Here is a 17009-nt window from a genome sequence, read left to right on the forward strand (position 1 = left end):
GCCATGGAAGATGGTCTGCGCTTCGCGATTCGCGAAGGCGGCCGTACCGTTGGTGCCGGCGTGGTTGCCAAGATTATCGCCTGATAATCTGACGCCATAAGCAAAAGCCTCCGTTTAACGGGGGCTTTTGTATTTTGGTTGACACTGGGTGGGCGCATCAGTAGAATTGCGCCTCCCTTGGATGGGCCTACCCGACGTTTCGGGTAGCTCTGAAGAATTGAAGCTTGGAGTTTCTGGTCAAATGCAGAACCAACAGATTCGTATTCGGTTGAAGGCTTTTGACCACCGCCTGATAGATCAGTCAACCCAGGAAATCGTGGATACCGCGAAACGTACTGGGGCTCAGGTCCGTGGTCCAATTCCTTTGCCGACACGCAAAGAGCGTTTTACAGTGCTGGTTTCACCGCACGTCAATAAAGATGCCCGAGATCAGTACGAGATCCGCACCCATAAAAGGGTTTTGGATATCGTTCAGCCTACCGACAAGACTGTCGATGCGCTGATGAAGCTGGATCTGGCAGCTGGCGTTGAGGTTCAGATCAGCCTCGGCTGATAGTCCCATACGACGGGGGCTATAAGTCGTGTAACGCCCTGTAATGGGCGGCCATAGCGGGTAATAGCCCCGTGCACTCATGAGGTTTACAAGATGACTATTGGTTTAGTCGGCCGGAAATGCGGTATGACCCGCGTTTTCACTGAAGATGGTGTATCCATACCGGTTACGGTTGTAGAAGTAGAGCCTAACCGCGTCACCCAGGTTAAATCCCTCGACACTGACGGCTATCAAGCTGTTCAGGTGACCGTAGGCGAGCGTCGCGTTTCCCGCGTCAGCAAGCCGATGGCAGGGCACTTTGCCAAAGCCAACACCGCGGCTGGCCGTCGCGTCAGCGAATTCCGCTTTGAAGAAGGCGAGTTTGCTGCTGGCTCAGAAATTACCGTTAGCATTTTCGAAGCGGGTCAGTTCGTTGATGTTACTGGTCAGTCCAAAGGTAAGGGCTTCGCCGGTACTATCAAGCGCTGGAACTTCCGCGGGCAGGATGCTACTCACGGTAACTCCGTATCTCACCGCGTTCCTGGCTCTATCGGCCAGTGCCAGACTCCTGGTCGGGTATTCAAGGGCAAGAAGATGGCTGGTCACATGGGTGCTGAGCAAGTGACCGTGCAGACCCTTGAAGTTGTCCGCGTTGACGCCGAACGTAATCTGCTGCTGATCAGGGGCCCGGTCCCTGGTGCGCCAGGTAGCGACGTCATTGTCCGCCCGGCTGTCAAGGCCAAGGGTTAAGGGGGAGTTACCATGAATCTGAATGTAGCTGGTGCAAATGCGATCGAAGTTTCCGATCTGACTTTTGCCACCGAGTTTAATGAGACCCTCGTTCATCAGGCCGTTGTTGCATATATGGCTGGTGGTCGTCAGGGCACCAAGCAGCAGAAGACCCGTTCTGATGTGTCCGGTGGCGGCAAGAAGCCATGGCGTCAGAAGGGTACCGGTCGTGCCCGTGCTGGTACCATCCGTAGCCCAATCTGGCGCGGGGGCGGTACCACTTTTGCAGCACGTCCGCAGAACCATGAGCAGAAGCTGAACAGGAAGATGTACCGTGGCGCACTGCGCTCGATCCTGTCCGAGCTGATCCGCCTGGACCGTCTGGTAGTGGTTGAAGACTTCGCAATGGAAGCTCCCAAGACCAAGGCCCTGGTTGGCAAGCTCAAGGAGCTGAACCTGGACAACGTGTTGATCGTCACCGACAACCTCGACTCCAATCTGTACCTGGCTGCGCGCAATCTGCCGCACGTTGACGTACGGGACGTTCAGGGTTCGGATCCGGTCAGCCTTATCGCTTACGACAAGGTACTGATTACCGTACCCGCTGTTAAAAAGTTCGAGGAGATGCTGGGATGAACCAAGAGCGCATTTTCAAAGTACTGCTTGGCCCACATGTATCCGAGAAGGCTACCGTGTTGGCTGACAGCAAGAACCAGTTTGTGTTCAAGGTGGAAACCACCGCGACCAAACTGGAAATCAAAAAGGCTGTTGAGCAATTGTTCAGCGTCAAGGTGAAGACTGTTGCAACCTTGAACGTCAAGGGCAAGACCAAGCGAACCGTTCGCGGCCTGGGTAAGCGTAATGACTGGAAGAAGGCGTACGTCAGCCTGCAGCCTGGTCAGGACATCGATTTTGCCAGCGCTGATAAGTAAGGGGTAATTCATGGCACTAGTTAAATGTAAACCTACTTCCCCTGGCCGCCGCTTCGTTGTCAAGGTCGTAAATACTGATCTGCACAAGGGCGCTCCATTTGCTGCCCTGGTTGAGAAGCAAGGCAAGTCTGGTGGTCGTAACAACAATGGCCGTATCACCACGCGTCATCGCGGGGGCGGTCATAAGCAGCATTACCGTCTGGTCGATTTTCGTCGCAACAAGGATGGCATTCCGGCCACCGTTGAGCGTATTGAATACGATCCGAACCGTACTGCGCACATCGCTCTGCTGAAATATGCTGACGGCGAGCGTCGCTACATCATCGCACCCAAGGGTGTGAGTGCTGGCGATCAGGTTGTATCTGGTGCCGAGGCGCCGATCAAGCCGGGTAATTCCCTGCCGCTGCGCAATATTCCCGTTGGTAGCACGATCCACGCGATCGAGCTGAAGCCGGGTAAAGGCGCTCAGGTTGCCCGTAGTGCTGGCACATCTTCGCAGCTGGTTGCTCGTGATGGGGCCTATGTGACAATTCGCCTGCGTTCCGGCGAAATGCGCAAGGTGCTGGGCGAGTGTCGCGCCACCCTGGGCGAAGTGTCCAACGGTGAGCACAGCTTGCGCTCGCTGGGTAAGGCCGGTGCTACCCGCTGGCGTGGTATTCGACCGACTGTTCGTGGTGTTGCCATGAACCCGGTTGATCACCCGCATGGTGGTGGTGAAGGTCGTACATCAGGTGGTCGTCATCCGGTATCACCTTGGGGGTTCCCGACCAAGGGTGCCAAGACTCGGTCAAACAAGCGCACTGACAAGATGATTGTCCGTCGCCGCAGCAAGTAAGGAGATACGACTGTGCCGCGTTCTCTCAAGAAAGGTCCTTTTATCGATCTTCACCTGTTGAAGAAGATTGAAGTGGCAGTTGAAAAGAATGATCGCAAGCCAATCAAGACCTGGTCGCGTCGTTCCATGGTTCTGCCACAGATGGTCGGTCTGACCATTGCAGTACATAACGGTCGTCAGCATGTTCCGGTAATGGTTTCGGAAGATATGGTCGGTCACAAGTTAGGCGAATTTTCTGCAACGCGTACCTATCGTGGTCACGTAGCAGACAAGAAAGCCAAGCGCTAAGGGGTTAGAAAGATGGAAGTAGCCGCTACTCATAAAGGCGCCAGACTTTCTGCCCAGAAAGCGCGTTTGGTCGCCGACCAGATCCGCGGGAAGAAAGTGGATGAGGCCCTGAACCTGCTGAAGTTCAGCAACAAGAAGGCCGCTGAAGTCATCAAGAAGATTCTCGAGTCGGCTATTGCCAACGCGGAACACAATGATGGCGCAGACGTGGATGACCTGAAGGTGTCCACCGTGTTTGTCAACGAGGGTCGTTCATTGAAGCGCATCATGCCACGTGCCAAAGGCCGGGCTGATCGCATCGTTAAGCGGTCTTGTCATATCACGGTCAAGGTTGCTGACAAGTAGGAGTCGATCACATGGGTCAGAAAGTACATCCGATTGGCATACGCCTCGGTATTGTTAAACAGCACACTTCGGTGTGGTACGCAGAAGGTCGCACTTATGCGGACTATCTGTTCACGGATCTGAAGGTACGTGAGTACATTCAGAACAAACTGAAAGCTGCTTCGGTCAGCCGAGTTGAGATTCAGCGTCCGGCACAAACCGCCAAGATCACCATTCACACCGCCCGTCCGGGCATCGTGATTGGCAAGAAGGGTGAGGATGTCGAGAAGCTGCGTCAGGAATTGACCAAGCAAATGGGCGTGCCCGTGCATATCAACATCGAAGAGATCCGCAAGCCGGAGCTCGATGGTGCCCTGGTAGCACAAAGCGTTGCTCAGCAGCTGGAGCGTCGTGTGATGTTCCGCCGTGCGATGAAGCGTGCTGTACAGAACGCCATGCGCATTGGTGCCAAGGGTATCAAGATCCAGGTAGGTGGCCGCCTTGGCGGTGCCGAGATTGCCCGGACCGAATGGTACCGTGAAGGCCGCGTGCCGTTGCACACTCTGCGCGCCGACATCGACTACGCGACGGCTGAAGCCCACACCACATACGGTGTGATTGGCGTCAAGGTTTGGATTTTCAAAGGTGAGATCATTGGTGGTCAGCCTGAAGAAACCAAAGCTGCCGCTCCCAAGAAAAAAGCTGCTAAGTAAGGGGTACGCACATGTTACAACCCAAGCGTACGAAGTTCCGCAAGCAAATGACCGGCCACAACCGTGGCTTGGCTCTTCGCGGTAGTAAGGTGAGCTTTGGCGAATACGCCTTGAAAGCTGTTGGCCGGGGTCGTTTGACCGCTCGCCAGATTGAGGCCGCTCGTCGTGCCTTGACCCGTCATGTTAAGCGTGGCGGAAAAATCTGGATTCGCGTGTTCCCGGACAAGCCAATCTCCAAGAAGCCGTTGGAAGTTCGGATGGGTAAAGGTAAGGGTAATGTCGAGTACTGGGTAGCCCAGATCAAGCCTGGCAAAGTCCTGTATGAGATTGAAGGTGTTTCCGAAGAGCTGGCGCGCGAGGCGTTCGCCTTGGCCGCTGCCAAGCTGCCTCTCGCTACCACCTTTGTTAAGCGGACGGTGATGTGATGAACGCAACTGAACTTCGTGAAAAATCTGCCGAGCAGCTCAATGAGCAGCTGCTCACCCTGCTGCGTGACCAGTTCAATCTGCGCATGCAGAAGGCAACCGGTCAACTCGGTCAGAGCCACCTGCTGAAGCAGGCAAAGCGTGATATCGCTCGCGTCAAGACCGTGCTCAACCAGAAAGGTGGTAAGTGATCATGGCTGAGACCAAGACTACAAGTAGTGTTACCGGCCGTGTGGTCAGTGACAAGATGGACAAAACCATCACTGTGCTCATCGAGCGCCAGGTAAAGCATCCGCTGTACGGTAAGTACATGCGTCGTTCTACCAAGCTCCACGTGCATGATGAGAACAACGAATGCCGCATCGGCGATCTGGTCACCATTAAGGAAACCCGTCCCTTGGCTAAAACCAAGAGCTGGACCCTGGTACAGATCGACGAGCGCGCGGCGCAAGTTTAAAGCCCCGCGCGTTTTAGCGGAATTTTTAAGGGTCGGAGAAAGTTATGATTCAGACTCAATCCATGCTGGAAGTGGCTGACAACAGTGGTGCACGTCGCGTTATGTGTATCAAGGTTCTGGGCGGTTCTCACCGCCGCTACGCTGGCATTGGCGATATCATCAAGGTGACCGTGAAGGAAGCAATTCCCCGCGGCAAAGTAAAGAAAGGCCAGGTGCTTAACGCGGTCATCGTGCGTACCCGTCACGGCGTACGCCGTACGGACGGTTCGCTGATCCGTTTTGATGGCAACGCTGCCGTTCTGCTCAATAACAAGAATGAGCCGATCGGTACCCGCATCTTTGGGCCAGTGACCCGTGAACTGCGTAATGAGCAGTTCATGAAGATCGTATCCCTCGCGCCCGAAGTGCTGTAAGGAGCCCGGTCATGCAAAAGATTAAACGTGAAGACGACGTAATCGTCATCGCCGGCAAGGATAAAGGCAAGCGCGGCAAGGTCCTCAAGGTCCTGGCTGATCAACGACTGCTGATTTCCGGCGTCAACATTATCAAGCGGCACACCAAGCCAAATCCCATGGCTGGTTCGCAGGGCGGTATTGTTGAAAAGGAGGCGCCCATCCACGTCTCCAACGTGGCAATCTTCAACGGCGAGACCAGCAAGGCCGATCGTATCGGCTTCAAGGTCGAAGACGGTAAGAAGGTTCGTATTTTCAAGTCGACGCAAAAAGCCGTCGACGCTTGAGAATCTAGGTGCTTACCATGGCAAGATTGAAAGAAGTATATCGGACGACTCTCGTTCCCCAGCTCCAGGAAGAACTTGGACTGAAGAACGTGATGGAAGTACCGAAGCTCACCAAAATCACCCTGAACATGGGTCTTGGTGAAGCTGTCGGCGACAAGAAAATCATCGAGAACGCGATGGCTGATCTCGAGAAGATCACTGGCCGTAAAGGCATTGTGACCTATGCTCGCAAGTCGATCGCCGGTTTCAAGATTCGTGACGGCTGGCCCATCGGTATCAAGGTAACCTTGCGCCGTGAGCAGATGTACGAATTCCTGGATCGCCTGCTGTCGATTTCTCTGCCGCGCGTGCGTGACTTCCGTGGCCTGAACGCGAAATCGTTCGACGGTCGCGGCAACTACAGCATGGGCGTCAAGGAACAGATCATCTTCCCGGAGATCGATTACGACAAGATCGATGTTCTGCGTGGTCTGGACATTACCTTGACAACAACTGCCAGGACGGATGACGAAGGTCGCGCGCTGCTGCGTGCGTTCAAGTTCCCGTTCCGTAACTAGGAGTCAGGTAATGGCTAAAGTCAGCATGAAAAACCGTGAGCTCAAGCGTTCGCGCACGGTTGCCAAGTACGCCAAGAAGCGTGCTGAAATCAAGGCTGTCATCGGCAATATCAACGCGTCTGTTGAAGACCGTTGGAATGCCCAGGTGGCCCTGCAAAAACTGCCGCGCGATGCCAGCCCGGTTCGTCAGCGTAACCGCTGCCGCATCACTGGTCGCCCGCACGGTGTATATCGCAAGTTTGGCCTGAGCCGTATCAAGTTGCGTGAAGCAGCTATGCGCGGTGATGTCCCCGGTCTGGTCAAGGCCAGCTGGTAAACCAGACCTTAATTACTCAGTTTCAGGAGCACAAAGCCCATGAGTATGCAGGACCCGTTAGCAGATATGCTGACCCGCATCCGTAATGCCCAGATGGCTGAAAAGTCCAGCGTAAGCATGCCTGCGGCAAAGCTGAAGGTGGCTGTCGCCAAAGTATTGAAAGAAGAAGGCTATGTGGCCGGTTACGACGTACAGGGCGATACCAAGCCTGTGCTGTCCATCGAGCTCAAGTACTTCGAAGGCAGGCCGGTTATTGAAGATATCAAGCGCGTAAGCCGTCCCGGTCTGCGCCAGTACAAGTCCGTTGACCAGATTCCCAAGGTCAAGGGTGGATTGGGCGTGTCGATTGTCTCCACCAACAAAGGTGTTATGACTGATCGCGCTGCTCGCGCTGCCGGTGTCGGCGGTGAAGTGCTCTGTACCGTATTCTGATAGGGGGTTACGATGTCTCGCGTCGCTAAGGACCCTGTCAAATTGCCACAGGGTGTAGAAGTAAAGCTGAACGGTCAGGATATTTCCGTCAAGGGAGCCAAGGGCTCCATGGATCTGGTCCTGCACTCGACAGTCGAAGTTGTCCAGCAAGACGGCATGCTGCATTTTGCCGCTCGTGAAGGCAGCGTCAACATGGCCATGGCCGGTACCACGCGTGCGTTGGTGCAGAACATGGTTACCGGTGTCACCGATGGCTTCGAGCGCAAGCTCCAGCTGGTAGGTGTTGGTTATAAAGCACAGTCCAAGGGGCAGACTCTGTCCCTGGCGCTGGGTTATTCCCACCCTATCGAGTATCAGCTGCCCGAAGGTGTTTCTGCGGAAACTCCCAGCCAGACTGACATCATCATCAAAGGTATCGACAAGCAGCTGGTCGGCCAGGTAGCCGCGGAAATTCGTGATTTCCGTCGTCCCGAACCCTATAAGGGCAAGGGTGTACGCTACGCCGATGAGATCGTGCGTCGTAAAGAAGCCAAGAAGAAGTAGGGCATAGCAAATGAGCGATAAAAAAGTTATTCGTCTCCGTCGCGCTCGCCGTTCGCGTCTTAAGCAGCGCGAGCTGGAAGCCGTACGTCTGTGCGTGTACCGTTCTTCGCAGCACATGTACGCACAAGTGATCTCGGCTGATGGCGCCAAGGTTTTGGCCAGCGCTTCCACGCTGGACTCCGAGCTGCGCAGTGGTAGCACTGGCAACATCGAAGCCGCCAAGAAAGTCGGTCTGCTGGTTGCCGAGCGCGCCAAGGCCGCCGGTATAACTCAGGTCTCCTTCGACCGTTCCGGCTTCAAGTATCATGGCCGCGTGAAAGCGCTTGCCGACGCCGCTCGTGAAGGCGGGCTGGAATTCTAAGGGTAGAGCTATGGCTAATTTCGAGCAAAAGCGCGACGAAGGTTACATTGAGAAACTGGTTCAGGTAAACCGCGTTGCCAAGGTAGTAAAAGGTGGCCGTATCTTCGCTTTCACCGCTTTGACGGTGGTAGGTGACGGTAATGGTCGCGTGGGTTTCGGTCGTGGTAAGGCGCGTGAAGTGCCTGCCGCCATCCAGAAAGCCATGGAAGCCGCACGTCGTAACATGATCCAGGTGGACCTGAACGGTTCAACCCTGCAGTATCCGGTCAAGGCCGCGCATGGCGCCTCCAAGGTGTACATGCAGCCTGCTTCCGAAGGTACCGGTGTAATTGCCGGTGGTGCAATGCGCGCCGTCCTGGAAGCTGCTGGTGTGCATAACGTACTGGCCAAGTGTTACGGTTCCACCAATCCGGTCAACGTCGTTCAGGCCACTTACAAGGGCCTGAAGTCTATGCAGTCGCCTGAGTCGGTAGCGGCCAAGCGCGGCAAGACCGTTGAAGACATCGTGGGGTAAGCTGACATGGCTAATGCAACAATTAAAGTGACCCTGTTCAAAAGTGTCGTCGGTCGTCTGCCGAACCATAAGCTCTGCGTCAAGGGCTTGGGTCTGCGTCGGATCAACCACACTGTCGAGGTCGAAGATACTCCGGCCGTTCGTGGGATGATCAACAAGGTCTCCTACATGGTTCGGGTAGAGGGTTAAGACATGAAACTGAATGATCTGCGTTCCGCGCCGGGTGCACGCCGTAACAAGCTGCGCGTCGGCCGCGGTATTGGTAGTGGTCTGGGCAAGACAGCCGGCCGTGGTCACAAGGGTTTGAGCTCGCGTTCCGGTGGCACCGTTGCCCCCGGTTTCGAGGGTGGTCAGCAGCCTTTGCACCGCCGTCTGCCGAAGTTCGGCTTCACGTCCAAGATTGCCATGGTCACTGCGGAAATTCGTACCAGCGAGTTGAACAAGCTGGACGCTGACGTAATTGACCTTCAGGCGCTCAAGGATGCCAATATCATTGGCAACAAGTTTGTACGTGCCAAGATCGTCCTCTCCGGCGATGTGACCAAAGCGGTCAACATCAAGGGGCTGATGGCCACCAAAGGTGCGCGTGCAGCAATCGAAGCAGCTGGCGGCAAATTCGAGGAATAAATGGCTAAGCAAGGCGCTCTCTCAGGAATCAAACAAGGCGGCCTGACCGAACTTTGGACGCGACTGCGTTTTCTGTTCCTGGCAATCATTGTCTACCGCATCGGGGCGCATATCCCGGTTCCGGGTATAGATCCTGATCGTCTGGCCGAGCTGTTCAGACAGAATGAGGGTACCGTTCTTAGCCTGTTCAACATGTTCTCGGGTGGTGCATTGGAGCGGATGAGTATCTTTGCTCTGGGTATCATGCCGTACATCTCTGCGTCGATTATCATGCAGCTGATGACGGCGGTGAATCCCACCCTGGAGCAGTTGAAAAAGGAAGGTGAGTCCGGTCGGCGCAAGATAGCCCAGTACACGCGTTATCTGACGCTGGTTCTGGCGCTTGTGCAGGCGGTCGGGATGTCGGTAGGCCTCTCCAGTCAAGGCGTCGCGTTTGATACAGGGTTTGGCTTCTATTTCATAGCAGTCACCACCTTTGTGGCGGGCGCGATGTTCATGATGTGGCTGGGCGAACAGATCACCGAGCGGGGTATCGGCAACGGTATTTCCATGTTGATCTTCGCGGGTATCGTGGCTGGTCTGCCGAGCGCAATCGGGCAGTCCTTCGAGGCGGCGCGTCAGGGTGATATCAATATCTTCGCTCTGATTGCCATTGCCTTGTTGGCCATCGGTCTGGTGGCCTTCGTGGTCTTTGTTGAGCGCGGGCAGCGTCGGATTACCGTTAACTATGCCAAGCGTCAGCAAGGTCGCAAGGTGTTTGCTGCGCAAACCAGCCACCTGCCGCTGAAAGTGAACATGGCAGGTGTGATTCCGGCGATCTTTGCCAGTAGCATCCTGTTGTTCCCTGCGTCGCTGGGTACATGGTTCGGTCAGGGCGAAGGTATGGGTTGGTTGCAAAGCGTCTCCCAGGCACTCGCTCCAGGCCAGCCGTTGAATATCATTCTGTTTACCGCAGGAATTGTTTTCTTCTGCTTCTTCTATACAGCGTTGATGTTCAACCCCAAGGACGTGGCAGAAAACCTCAAGAAGTCAGGTGCGTTTATTCCTGGTATCAGGCCTGGTGAGCAGTCGGCGCGCTATATTGATGGCGTACTGACACGGCTGACCATGTTTGGTGCCATGTATATGGCAGCGGTTTGTTTGCTGCCCCAGTTCCTGGTGGTATCGGCCAATGTGCCCTTCTATCTGGGTGGGACCTCACTGTTGATCGTTGTAGTGGTTGTGATGGACTTCATGTCCCAAGTACAATCGCACCTCGTTTCTCAGCAGTACGAGTCTCTTATGAAGAAATCCAACCTGAAAGGCTATGGCGGCAGCGGTATGCTGCGCTGAGATGCCAGGTTCTAGGAGTCAGTTATGAAAGTTGGAGCATCGGTCAAGAAGCTTTGCCGTAACTGCAAGATCATCCGCCGCAATGGTAGCGTCCGTGTGATTTGTGCAGCTGAGCCCCGTCACAAACAGCGCCAGGGTTAATTTTTACCCTATCTGTTTGTCGACTACGTCTCAGGATAACCGCCACTCGGCCAGATAACTGGTCGGGTGGTTGATTTTTATTTATGTTAGCGCTACCCTACTGCACCCTTTTTCTCACAACCTATGTTGTTTTGGTTGAGTAGAGTAGCTGTCAGACGGAGTAAATTTGGATGGCCCGTATTGCAGGCGTCAACATCCCGGATAACAAACATACTGTTATCTCATTGACCTATATCTTTGGTATCGGTCAAACCAAGGCACAGAAAATCTGTGCGGCCACTGGCATTGCGCCCAGTGCAAAAATCAAGGATCTAAGCGAGGAGCAGGTTGATCTGCTGCGCACCGAGGTGGGCAAGAACAACACTGAAGGTGACCTGCGTCGTGCGATCAACATGAACGTCAAGCGTCTCATGGATCTCGGTTGTTATCGTGGTCTGCGTCACCGTAAGGGCCTTCCGGTCCGCGGTCAGCGCACCAAGACTAACGCCCGTACCCGTAAGGGTCCGCGCAAGCCGATCCGTAAGTAAACGCGAAGGAATATACAGATATGGCTAAGCCTGCTGCTCGTGTACGTAAGAAAGTAAAAAAGACGGTGGTTGATGGGATCGCCCACATCCACGCGTCTTTCAACAACACCATCATTACCATTACCGACCGTCAGGGCAACGCTCTGAGCTGGGCGACTTCTGGTGGTTCCGGTTTCCGTGGTTCGCGTAAAAGCACCCCCTTTGCTGCCCAGGTTGCAGCTGAGCGTGCTGGTCAGGCTGCTCTGGAATACGGTCTGAAAAACCTAGACGTTAACGTGAAGGGCCCAGGCCCGGGTCGTGAGTCGGCTGTTCGTGCTCTGAACTCTTGTGGCTACAAGATCAGCGGCATCACCGATGTCACCCCCATCCCACATAACGGCTGTCGCCCGCCTAAAAAGCGCCGCGTGTAACCAGGAGACGGAAATGGCTAGATATATTGGTCCCAAGTGTAAACTGTCTCGTCGCGAAGGCACTGACCTGTTCTTGAAGAGCGGCGCCCGTGCTATCGAATCCAAGTGCAAGCTGGACAGCCCTCCAGGTGTGCATGGTCAGCGTCGTGGTCGTCTCTCCGAGTACGGCACCCAGCTGCGCGAGAAACAGAAAGTTCGTCGTATCTACGGCATCCTCGAGCGTCAGTTCAGCAACTATTACAAGGAAGCTGCCCGTCTCAAGGGCCCGACCGGTGATAACCTGCTGCAACTGCTCGAGCGTCGCCTGGATAACGTTGTATATCGTATGGGGTTCGGTTCGACTCGTGCAGAAGCGCGTCAACTGGTCTCGCACAAGGCAATCAGCGTCAATGGCAAAACCGTTAACATCGCTTCGTTCCTGGTGTCCCCAGGCGACGTGGTTGCTGTTCGCGAAAAGGCCAAGAACCAGTTGCGTATCGGCGGTTCTCTGGAGCTCGCAGCGCAGCGCGGCCAATCCGAGTGGTTGGAAGTAGATGCAGCGAAGAAGGAAGGTGTCTTTAAAAGCCTGCCCTCACGGAGTGATCTGTACGCCGACATCAACGAGAACTTGATCGTCGAGCTTTACTCCAAGTAAGCGTCAGACAGCAAAAGGTGCCCCCATGCAGAGTTCGGTTACCGAGTTTCTAACACCACGTCATATTGACGTACAGGAAACCTCGCCCACGCGTGCCAAGATTACTCTTGAGCCGCTTGAGCGTGGTTTCGGCCATACCCTGGGCAATGCGCTTCGTCGTATTCTGCTCTCCTCCATGCCCGGTTGTGCCGTGGTAGAGGCGGAAATCGACGGCGTTTTGCATGAGTACAGCGCCATCGAAGGCGTTCAGGAAGATGTCATCGAGATCCTGCTGAACCTGAAAGGTCTGGCAGTCAAGATGCACGGCCGTGATCATGTGACCCTGACCCTGTCCAAAAAAGGACCGGGTCAGGTGACCGCAGCTGATATTCAGCTGGATCACGATGTCGAAATCATCAACCCAGACCACCTGATTGCTACCTTGTCCGACAATGGTTCGCTGAATCTTAAACTGACCGTGGCCCGTGGCCGTGGTTACGAGCCAGCTGACGCACGTCAGACTGACGATGATGAAAGCCGTTCTATCGGCCGGTTGCAGCTTGACGCCACATATACCCCGGTTCGCCGTGTGGCCTATGTTGTTGAAAGCGCCCGTGTCGAGCAGCGCACCAACCTGGACAAGCTGGTTATTGACCTGGAAACCAACGGAACGCTGGATGCTGAAGAAGCTATCCGCCGTGCTGCGACCATCCTGCAACAGCAGCTGGCCGCCTTCGTTGACCTGAAAGGTGAGAACGAGCCCGTTGTTGAGCAGCAGGAAGACGAGATTGATCCGATTCTGCTGCGTCCGGTTGATGACCTTGAGCTGACTGTACGTTCAGCCAACTGTCTGAAAGCCGAAAATATCTACTATATTGGCGATCTGATCCAGCGTACCGAAGTGGAACTGCTGAAGACCCCGAACCTGGGCAAGAAGTCCCTGACCGAGATCAAGGATGTTCTGGCCTCGCGTGGTCTGTCACTGGGTATGCGTCTGGACAACTGGCCGCCTGCAAGCTTGAAGAAGGACGACAAGGTTTCGGCCTGATCGTCCTGACACCGAGGAATTGAGAGATGCGTCATCGTAAAAGTGGTCGTCACCTGAGTCGGACCAGCTCGCACCGTAATGCCATGTTCCAGAACATGGCGGTGTCGCTGTTCGAAAACGAACTGATCAAGACTACTCTGCCCAAGGCCAAGGAATTGCGCCGTGTTGCAGAGCCGCTGATCACCCTGGCGAAAGAAGATACTGTCGCCAATCGCCGTCTGGCATTTGACCGCACTCGCAGCAAAGAAGCTGTTGGTAAGCTGTTCAATGACCTGGGCAAGCGTTATGCCGAACGTCCCGGCGGTTATGTGCGTATTCTCAAGTGCGGTTTCCGCGCTGGTGATTCTGCGCCCATGGCTTACGTCGAGCTGGTCGATCGCCCTGACCTGGCTGCTGCCAGCGAAGAGTAATAGCCAAGCGCTAGAAAAAACCGGACCTTGTGTCCGGTTTTTTTGTGGCTGGTATTTGGGTATTCGGAGTCTTGTGTATTCAGAGAGATCGAACAGTTGGACTTGAGTTTGGTGCTAGCTGCGGAACCGTTAGCCCTTCCCATGACACGCTACAAGCCGTCCCTGGGGCTCGTCGTCGCACGTCCCTGTGCTCCGACGGTCATGGGAAGGGCTGACGGTCCCTCAGCAATCGAGCTTCCCGCAAGCCGCAACTTAAAGCCTCTTCGAGAGTAAGCGGTTTTTCCCAGGCTCAGCTATCCCGCTTCAGCAGCGGCCCAAGGAAGCTACCGGTATGCGAGTGCGCCATTGCAGCCACCTGCTCCGGTGTTCCCGTCGCAATGATCTTGCCACCACGTGAGCCCCCCTCTGGTCCCAGATCGACGATCCAGTCTGCAGTCTTGATCACATCCAGATTGTGTTCGATCACCACCAGGGTATTGCCGTGATCGCGTAGGCGGTGCAGCACGTCCAGCAGTTGCTGAATGTCGGCAAAGTGCAGGCCGGTTGTCGGCTCGTCGAGGATATACAGGGTTTTGCCGGTATCACGCTTGGACAGCTCGCGGGCGAGCTTCACCCGCTGTGCTTCACCACCGGACAACGTGGTAGCGGACTGGCCCAGGCGAATGTAGGACAGGCCCACGTCAATCAAGGTCTGTAGCTTGCGGGCCAGGGCCGGGACGGCCTCGAAGAACTCGCGGGCTTCCTCGATGGTGAACTCCAGTACTTCATGGATGTTCTTGCCCTTGTATTTGATCTCCAGCGTCTCGCGGTTGTAGCGCTTGCTCTTGCACACATCGCAGGGCACGTAGATGTCCGGCAGAAAGTGCATTTCCACTTTGATCAGGCCGTCGCCCTGACAGGCTTCGCAGCGACCGCCCTTGACGTTGAACGAGAACCGGCCGGCCTTGTAGCCACGCGAGCGGGCTTCCTGGGTGCCGGCGAACAGCTCGCGGATAGGGGTGAACAGGCCGGTGTAGGTAGCCGGGTTGGAGCGGGGAGTTCGGCCGATCGGGCTCTGGTCGATATCCACTACCTTGTCCAGATGCTCCATCCCGTGGAAACTGTCGTAGGGCGCAGCCTCCAGGGTGGTGGCGCCATTGAGTTCGGTGGCGGTGATCGGGTGCAAGGTGTTGTTGATCAGGGTGGATTTGCCTGATCCTGATACGCCGGTGACACAGGTCATCAGGCCAGTCGGGATTTCCAGGGTAACGTTCTGCAGGTTGTTCCCGCGAGCGCCCTTGAGCTGCAACCAGCCGTCTTTTTTCGGTACATGTCGTTTTGCTGGAACGGGGATCTTCACCTTGCCAGACAGGTATTGTCCGGTGAGCGAATTGGGATTGTCCATGACCTCTTGGGGTGTGCCCTGGGCAACGATCTGGCCGCCGTGCACGCCGGCACCTGGGCCGATATCAACTACGTAGTCGGATTGGCGGATGGCGTCTTCGTCATGCTCTACGACGATTACCGTGTTACCGATATCGCGTAGATGCACGAGGGTGGAAAGCAGGCGCTCGTTGTCCCGTTGGTGCAGGCCGATGGAGGGCTCATCGAGAATGTACATGACGCCCACCAGTCCAGCGCCGATTTGGCTGGCCAAGCGAATACGCTGCGCTTCGCCACCGGAAAGTGTGTCGGCGCTACGATCCAGTGATAGGTAATCCAGGCCGACGTTGACCAGAAACATCAGGCGCGCGCGAATTTCCTTGAGGATCTTCTCGGCAATTTCACCGCGGCTGCCGTCAAGGCTGAGCTGACCGAAATACTCCGCTGCTTCTCCAACCGGCAGGGTCGTAACGCCCGGCAGGTTGCGTCCGTCGATGAACACATGCCTTGCCTCGCGACGCAGGCGCGCGCCGTGGCAGGCGGGGCAGGGCTGGGTGCTCAGGTACTTGGCCAGTTCTTCGCGTACGCTCTGGGACTCGGTCTCGCGGTAGCGACGCTCCAGGTTGGGGACGATACCTTCGAACGGGTGTTCGCGTTTGACTATATCGCCACGGTCATTCAGATAACGAAAGGAAACCTTGTCGGTGCCGGTGCCGTGCAGCACCAGTTTCTGGTGTTTTTCGCCGAGTTTGCCGAAGGGCTCCTCCAGTGATATGCCGAAGTGTTCCGCCAGGGAGCTGAGCATCTGGAAATAATAAACGTTGCGTCTGTCCCAACCGCGTATGGCGCCTTCGGCAAGGGTCAGTTCGCTGTTAACCAGTCGCTTGGCATCAAAGAACTGTTTCACCCCCAGGCCATCGCAGGTCGGGCAGGCGCCGGCGGGGTTGTTGAAAGAGAACAGGCGGGGCTCCAGTTCGCTGATGGAGTGTCCGCATTTAGGGCAGGCGAACTTGGCGCTAAAGGTGGTTTCCTGTCCTTCCTCGCCGTCCATTGGCGCGATGATGGCGATGCCGTCGGCCAGGTTCAAACAGGTCTCGAACGACTCGGCCAGGCGTAGCTGAAGATCTTCGCGGACTTTAAAACGGTCTACGACGACTTCGATGGTGTGCTTGCGGTTTTTCTCCAGCGCAGGTGCTTCATCCAGATCGTGGACGCGGCCGTTGATGCGCGCGCGAACAAATCCCTGTGCCCGAAGCTCGTCCAGTAAGGCCAGGTGCTCGCCCTTGCGTTCGCGCATAACCGGCGCGAGGAGCATCAATTTGGCGCCCTCAGGCATGGCCAGAACCTGATCGACCATCTGGCTGACAGTCTGTGCCGCCAACGGGAGGTCGTGGTCCGGACACCGAGGCTCACCGACGCGGGCAAACAGCAGGCGCAGGTAATCGTATATCTCGGTAATGGTGCCCACAGTTGAGCGTGGGTTGTGTGACGTTGATTTCTGTTCGATGGAAATGGCCGGCGAAAGCCCCTCGATGTGATCGACATCGGGTTTTTCCATCATCGACAGAAACTGACGAGCGTAGGCCGAGAGGGATTCAACGTAACGTCGCTGACCCTCGGCATACAGCGTGTCAAACGCGAGTGAAGACTTGCCCGAGCCCGATAGCCCGGTGATGACGATCAACTTGTCACGCGGCAGATCAAGGTCAATGTTCTTCAGGTTGTGGGTGCGTGCCCCACGAATCAGGATGGTATCCACAGTACATTTCCCCAACGACCAGCAAAGCCGGACAGTATACGTGCTCGGGGCTCTGAGCGGCAAAAACCCGGGGGGAAGTTCAG

The 17009-nt window shown here is 55.7% G+C and carries 30 protein-coding genes; 29 read left to right on the top strand and 1 reads right to left on the bottom strand.

The features are described 5' to 3' along the window. The 29 genes from FZF01_RS17410 to rplQ form a co-directional block, all read left to right on the top strand. Window positions 1-84: EF-Tu C-terminal domain-related protein (locus tag FZF01_RS17410; RefSeq protein WP_220789499.1), on the top strand; the 84-nt coding region annotated here is incomplete at its 5' end. Between the two features lie 157 nt (window positions 85-241). Beyond that, window positions 242-553, top strand: a complete 312-nt coding sequence (gene rpsJ / locus FZF01_RS17415) for a 30S ribosomal protein S10 (protein WP_028614853.1) — start codon at window positions 242-244, stop codon at window positions 551-553. A gap of 93 nt (window positions 554-646) precedes the next feature. Beyond that, window positions 647-1282 carry a 50S ribosomal protein L3 gene (gene rplC, locus FZF01_RS17420; RefSeq protein WP_150279276.1) on the top strand — a complete coding sequence of 212 codons (636 nt, stop codon included), beginning with the start codon at window positions 647-649 and terminating at the stop codon, window positions 1280-1282. Window positions 1283-1294: 12 nt separating this feature from the next. Continuing rightward, complete coding sequence (rplD, locus tag FZF01_RS17425) at window positions 1295-1897, top strand: 50S ribosomal protein L4 (RefSeq protein ID WP_150279277.1); 603 nt, start codon at window positions 1295-1297, stop codon at window positions 1895-1897. Further along, a complete protein-coding gene (gene rplW / locus FZF01_RS17430; protein WP_150279278.1) occupies window positions 1894-2193 on the top strand; it encodes a 50S ribosomal protein L23 in 300 nt (99 codons plus the stop codon). Before rplD ends, rplW begins: the two co-directional genes overlap by 4 nt. Before the next feature lie 10 nt (window positions 2194-2203). Next, window positions 2204-3028, top strand: a complete 825-nt coding sequence (gene rplB, locus FZF01_RS17435; RefSeq protein ID WP_150279279.1) for a 50S ribosomal protein L2 — start codon at window positions 2204-2206, stop codon at window positions 3026-3028. Between the two features lie 12 nt (window positions 3029-3040). Then, the gene (rpsS, locus tag FZF01_RS17440) at window positions 3041-3316 is read left to right on the top strand and encodes a 30S ribosomal protein S19 (RefSeq protein WP_150279280.1); all 276 of its coding nucleotides are present in this window, start codon (window positions 3041-3043) and stop codon (window positions 3314-3316) included. A 12-nt stretch (window positions 3317-3328) separates the two neighbouring features. Further along, on the top strand, window positions 3329-3661 hold the full coding sequence (gene rplV, locus FZF01_RS17445) for a 50S ribosomal protein L22 (protein ID WP_150279281.1): 333 nt from the start codon (window positions 3329-3331) through the stop codon (window positions 3659-3661). Between the two features lie 11 nt (window positions 3662-3672). After that, window positions 3673-4353: a 30S ribosomal protein S3 gene (rpsC, locus tag FZF01_RS17450; RefSeq protein ID WP_150279282.1), complete on the top strand. Its 681-nt coding sequence runs from the start codon at window positions 3673-3675 to the stop codon at window positions 4351-4353. A gap of 11 nt (window positions 4354-4364) precedes the next feature. After that, window positions 4365-4778, top strand: coding sequence for a 50S ribosomal protein L16 (rplP, locus tag FZF01_RS17455; RefSeq protein ID WP_096348041.1), 414 nt, complete (start codon window positions 4365-4367; stop codon window positions 4776-4778). Then, entirely contained in the window at window positions 4778-4969 is a 192-nt protein-coding gene (rpmC, locus tag FZF01_RS17460; RefSeq protein ID WP_150279283.1) for a 50S ribosomal protein L29, read from the top strand. Before rplP ends, rpmC begins: the two co-directional genes overlap by 1 nt. A 2-nt stretch (window positions 4970-4971) precedes the next feature. Continuing rightward, the gene (rpsQ, locus tag FZF01_RS17465) at window positions 4972-5235 is read left to right on the top strand and encodes a 30S ribosomal protein S17 (RefSeq protein WP_150279284.1); all 264 of its coding nucleotides are present in this window, start codon (window positions 4972-4974) and stop codon (window positions 5233-5235) included. 44 nt (window positions 5236-5279) lie between these two features. Next, the gene (gene rplN / locus FZF01_RS17470; RefSeq protein WP_096348042.1) at window positions 5280-5648 is read left to right on the top strand and encodes a 50S ribosomal protein L14; all 369 of its coding nucleotides are present in this window, start codon (window positions 5280-5282) and stop codon (window positions 5646-5648) included. 11 nt (window positions 5649-5659) lie between these two features. After that, window positions 5660-5974 (top strand): 50S ribosomal protein L24, encoded by a 315-nt coding sequence (rplX, locus tag FZF01_RS17475; RefSeq protein ID WP_150279285.1) that lies wholly within the window; start codon window positions 5660-5662, stop codon window positions 5972-5974. A 17-nt stretch (window positions 5975-5991) separates the two neighbouring features. Next, window positions 5992-6531, top strand: coding sequence for a 50S ribosomal protein L5 (rplE, locus tag FZF01_RS17480; RefSeq protein WP_150279286.1), 540 nt, complete (start codon window positions 5992-5994; stop codon window positions 6529-6531). Between the two features lie 10 nt (window positions 6532-6541). Continuing rightward, on the top strand, window positions 6542-6847 hold the full coding sequence (rpsN, locus tag FZF01_RS17485; RefSeq protein ID WP_150279287.1) for a 30S ribosomal protein S14: 306 nt from the start codon (window positions 6542-6544) through the stop codon (window positions 6845-6847). Window positions 6848-6886: 39 nt separating this feature from the next. Then, window positions 6887-7279, top strand: a complete 393-nt coding sequence (gene rpsH, locus FZF01_RS17490; protein ID WP_150279288.1) for a 30S ribosomal protein S8 — start codon at window positions 6887-6889, stop codon at window positions 7277-7279. A gap of 12 nt (window positions 7280-7291) precedes the next feature. Continuing rightward, window positions 7292-7822 carry a 50S ribosomal protein L6 gene (gene rplF / locus FZF01_RS17495; RefSeq protein WP_150279289.1) on the top strand — a complete coding sequence of 177 codons (531 nt, stop codon included), beginning with the start codon at window positions 7292-7294 and terminating at the stop codon, window positions 7820-7822. 10 nt (window positions 7823-7832) lie between these two features. Continuing rightward, on the top strand, window positions 7833-8183 hold the full coding sequence (rplR, locus tag FZF01_RS17500) for a 50S ribosomal protein L18 (RefSeq protein WP_150279290.1): 351 nt from the start codon (window positions 7833-7835) through the stop codon (window positions 8181-8183). 10 nt (window positions 8184-8193) lie between these two features. Further along, window positions 8194-8697, top strand: a complete 504-nt coding sequence (gene rpsE / locus FZF01_RS17505; protein WP_150279291.1) for a 30S ribosomal protein S5 — start codon at window positions 8194-8196, stop codon at window positions 8695-8697. Window positions 8698-8703: 6 nt separating this feature from the next. After that, window positions 8704-8886, top strand: a complete 183-nt coding sequence (gene rpmD / locus FZF01_RS17510) for a 50S ribosomal protein L30 (RefSeq protein WP_150279292.1) — start codon at window positions 8704-8706, stop codon at window positions 8884-8886. 3 nt (window positions 8887-8889) lie between these two features. Then, window positions 8890-9324 (top strand): 50S ribosomal protein L15, encoded by a 435-nt coding sequence (gene rplO / locus FZF01_RS17515; protein ID WP_150279293.1) that lies wholly within the window; start codon window positions 8890-8892, stop codon window positions 9322-9324. After that, entirely contained in the window at window positions 9325-10656 is a 1332-nt protein-coding gene (secY, locus tag FZF01_RS17520) for a preprotein translocase subunit SecY (RefSeq protein ID WP_150279294.1), read from the top strand. It abuts the gene before it with no gap. 24 nt (window positions 10657-10680) lie between these two features. Continuing rightward, window positions 10681-10797, top strand: coding sequence for a 50S ribosomal protein L36 (gene rpmJ / locus FZF01_RS17525; RefSeq protein ID WP_150279295.1), 117 nt, complete (start codon window positions 10681-10683; stop codon window positions 10795-10797). A gap of 170 nt (window positions 10798-10967) precedes the next feature. Then, a complete protein-coding gene (rpsM, locus tag FZF01_RS17530) occupies window positions 10968-11324 on the top strand; it encodes a 30S ribosomal protein S13 (RefSeq protein WP_150279296.1) in 357 nt (118 codons plus the stop codon). 20 nt (window positions 11325-11344) lie between these two features. Beyond that, a complete protein-coding gene (rpsK, locus tag FZF01_RS17535) occupies window positions 11345-11734 on the top strand; it encodes a 30S ribosomal protein S11 (protein WP_022962893.1) in 390 nt (129 codons plus the stop codon). Window positions 11735-11747: 13 nt separating this feature from the next. Then, entirely contained in the window at window positions 11748-12368 is a 621-nt protein-coding gene (gene rpsD, locus FZF01_RS17540) for a 30S ribosomal protein S4 (RefSeq protein ID WP_150279297.1), read from the top strand. 25 nt (window positions 12369-12393) lie between these two features. Beyond that, entirely contained in the window at window positions 12394-13395 is a 1002-nt protein-coding gene (locus FZF01_RS17545) for a DNA-directed RNA polymerase subunit alpha (RefSeq protein WP_150279298.1), read from the top strand. A 26-nt stretch (window positions 13396-13421) separates the two neighbouring features. Continuing rightward, complete coding sequence (gene rplQ / locus FZF01_RS17550) at window positions 13422-13805, top strand: 50S ribosomal protein L17 (protein WP_150279299.1); 384 nt, start codon at window positions 13422-13424, stop codon at window positions 13803-13805. 289 nt (window positions 13806-14094) lie between these two features. On the opposite strand, the gene uvrA is transcribed toward rplQ, so the two are convergent. Continuing rightward, complete coding sequence (gene uvrA / locus FZF01_RS17555; protein WP_150279300.1) at window positions 14095-16926, bottom strand: excinuclease ABC subunit UvrA; 2832 nt, start codon at window positions 16924-16926, stop codon at window positions 14095-14097. Window positions 16927-17009 lie beyond the last annotated feature (83 nt).

The organism is Halopseudomonas salina, assembly GCF_008641105.1.

Bases quoted from the DNA above. Each gene is read 5' to 3' on its own strand.
- rpsJ (WP_028614853.1), top strand. From the start codon at position 242: ATGCAGAACCAACAGATTCGTATTCGGTTGAAGGCTTTTGACCACCGC.
- rplC (WP_150279276.1), top strand. From the start codon at position 647: ATGACTATTGGTTTAGTCGGCCGGAAATGCGGTATGACCCGCGTTTTC.
- rplD (WP_150279277.1), top strand. From the start codon at position 1,295: ATGAATCTGAATGTAGCTGGTGCAAATGCGATCGAAGTTTCCGATCTG.
- rplW (WP_150279278.1), top strand. From the start codon at position 1,894: ATGAACCAAGAGCGCATTTTCAAAGTACTGCTTGGCCCACATGTATCC.
- rplB (WP_150279279.1), top strand. From the start codon at position 2,204: ATGGCACTAGTTAAATGTAAACCTACTTCCCCTGGCCGCCGCTTCGTT.
- rplV (WP_150279281.1), top strand. From the start codon at position 3,329: ATGGAAGTAGCCGCTACTCATAAAGGCGCCAGACTTTCTGCCCAGAAA.
- rpsC (WP_150279282.1), top strand. From the start codon at position 3,673: ATGGGTCAGAAAGTACATCCGATTGGCATACGCCTCGGTATTGTTAAA.
- rplP (WP_096348041.1), top strand. From the start codon at position 4,365: ATGTTACAACCCAAGCGTACGAAGTTCCGCAAGCAAATGACCGGCCAC.
- rpmC (WP_150279283.1), top strand. From the start codon at position 4,778: ATGAACGCAACTGAACTTCGTGAAAAATCTGCCGAGCAGCTCAATGAG.
- rpsQ (WP_150279284.1), top strand. From the start codon at position 4,972: ATGGCTGAGACCAAGACTACAAGTAGTGTTACCGGCCGTGTGGTCAGT.
- rplN (WP_096348042.1), top strand. From the start codon at position 5,280: ATGATTCAGACTCAATCCATGCTGGAAGTGGCTGACAACAGTGGTGCA.
- rplX (WP_150279285.1), top strand. From the start codon at position 5,660: ATGCAAAAGATTAAACGTGAAGACGACGTAATCGTCATCGCCGGCAAG.
- rplE (WP_150279286.1), top strand. From the start codon at position 5,992: ATGGCAAGATTGAAAGAAGTATATCGGACGACTCTCGTTCCCCAGCTC.
- rpsN (WP_150279287.1), top strand. From the start codon at position 6,542: ATGGCTAAAGTCAGCATGAAAAACCGTGAGCTCAAGCGTTCGCGCACG.
- rpsH (WP_150279288.1), top strand. From the start codon at position 6,887: ATGAGTATGCAGGACCCGTTAGCAGATATGCTGACCCGCATCCGTAAT.
- rplF (WP_150279289.1), top strand. From the start codon at position 7,292: ATGTCTCGCGTCGCTAAGGACCCTGTCAAATTGCCACAGGGTGTAGAA.
- rplR (WP_150279290.1), top strand. From the start codon at position 7,833: ATGAGCGATAAAAAAGTTATTCGTCTCCGTCGCGCTCGCCGTTCGCGT.
- rpsE (WP_150279291.1), top strand. From the start codon at position 8,194: ATGGCTAATTTCGAGCAAAAGCGCGACGAAGGTTACATTGAGAAACTG.
- rpmD (WP_150279292.1), top strand. From the start codon at position 8,704: ATGGCTAATGCAACAATTAAAGTGACCCTGTTCAAAAGTGTCGTCGGT.
- rplO (WP_150279293.1), top strand. From the start codon at position 8,890: ATGAAACTGAATGATCTGCGTTCCGCGCCGGGTGCACGCCGTAACAAG.
- secY (WP_150279294.1), top strand. From the start codon at position 9,325: ATGGCTAAGCAAGGCGCTCTCTCAGGAATCAAACAAGGCGGCCTGACC.
- rpmJ (WP_150279295.1), top strand. From the start codon at position 10,681: ATGAAAGTTGGAGCATCGGTCAAGAAGCTTTGCCGTAACTGCAAGATC.
- rpsM (WP_150279296.1), top strand. From the start codon at position 10,968: ATGGCCCGTATTGCAGGCGTCAACATCCCGGATAACAAACATACTGTT.
- rpsK (WP_022962893.1), top strand. From the start codon at position 11,345: ATGGCTAAGCCTGCTGCTCGTGTACGTAAGAAAGTAAAAAAGACGGTG.
- rpsD (WP_150279297.1), top strand. From the start codon at position 11,748: ATGGCTAGATATATTGGTCCCAAGTGTAAACTGTCTCGTCGCGAAGGC.
- FZF01_RS17545 (WP_150279298.1), top strand. From the start codon at position 12,394: ATGCAGAGTTCGGTTACCGAGTTTCTAACACCACGTCATATTGACGTA.
- rplQ (WP_150279299.1), top strand. From the start codon at position 13,422: ATGCGTCATCGTAAAAGTGGTCGTCACCTGAGTCGGACCAGCTCGCAC.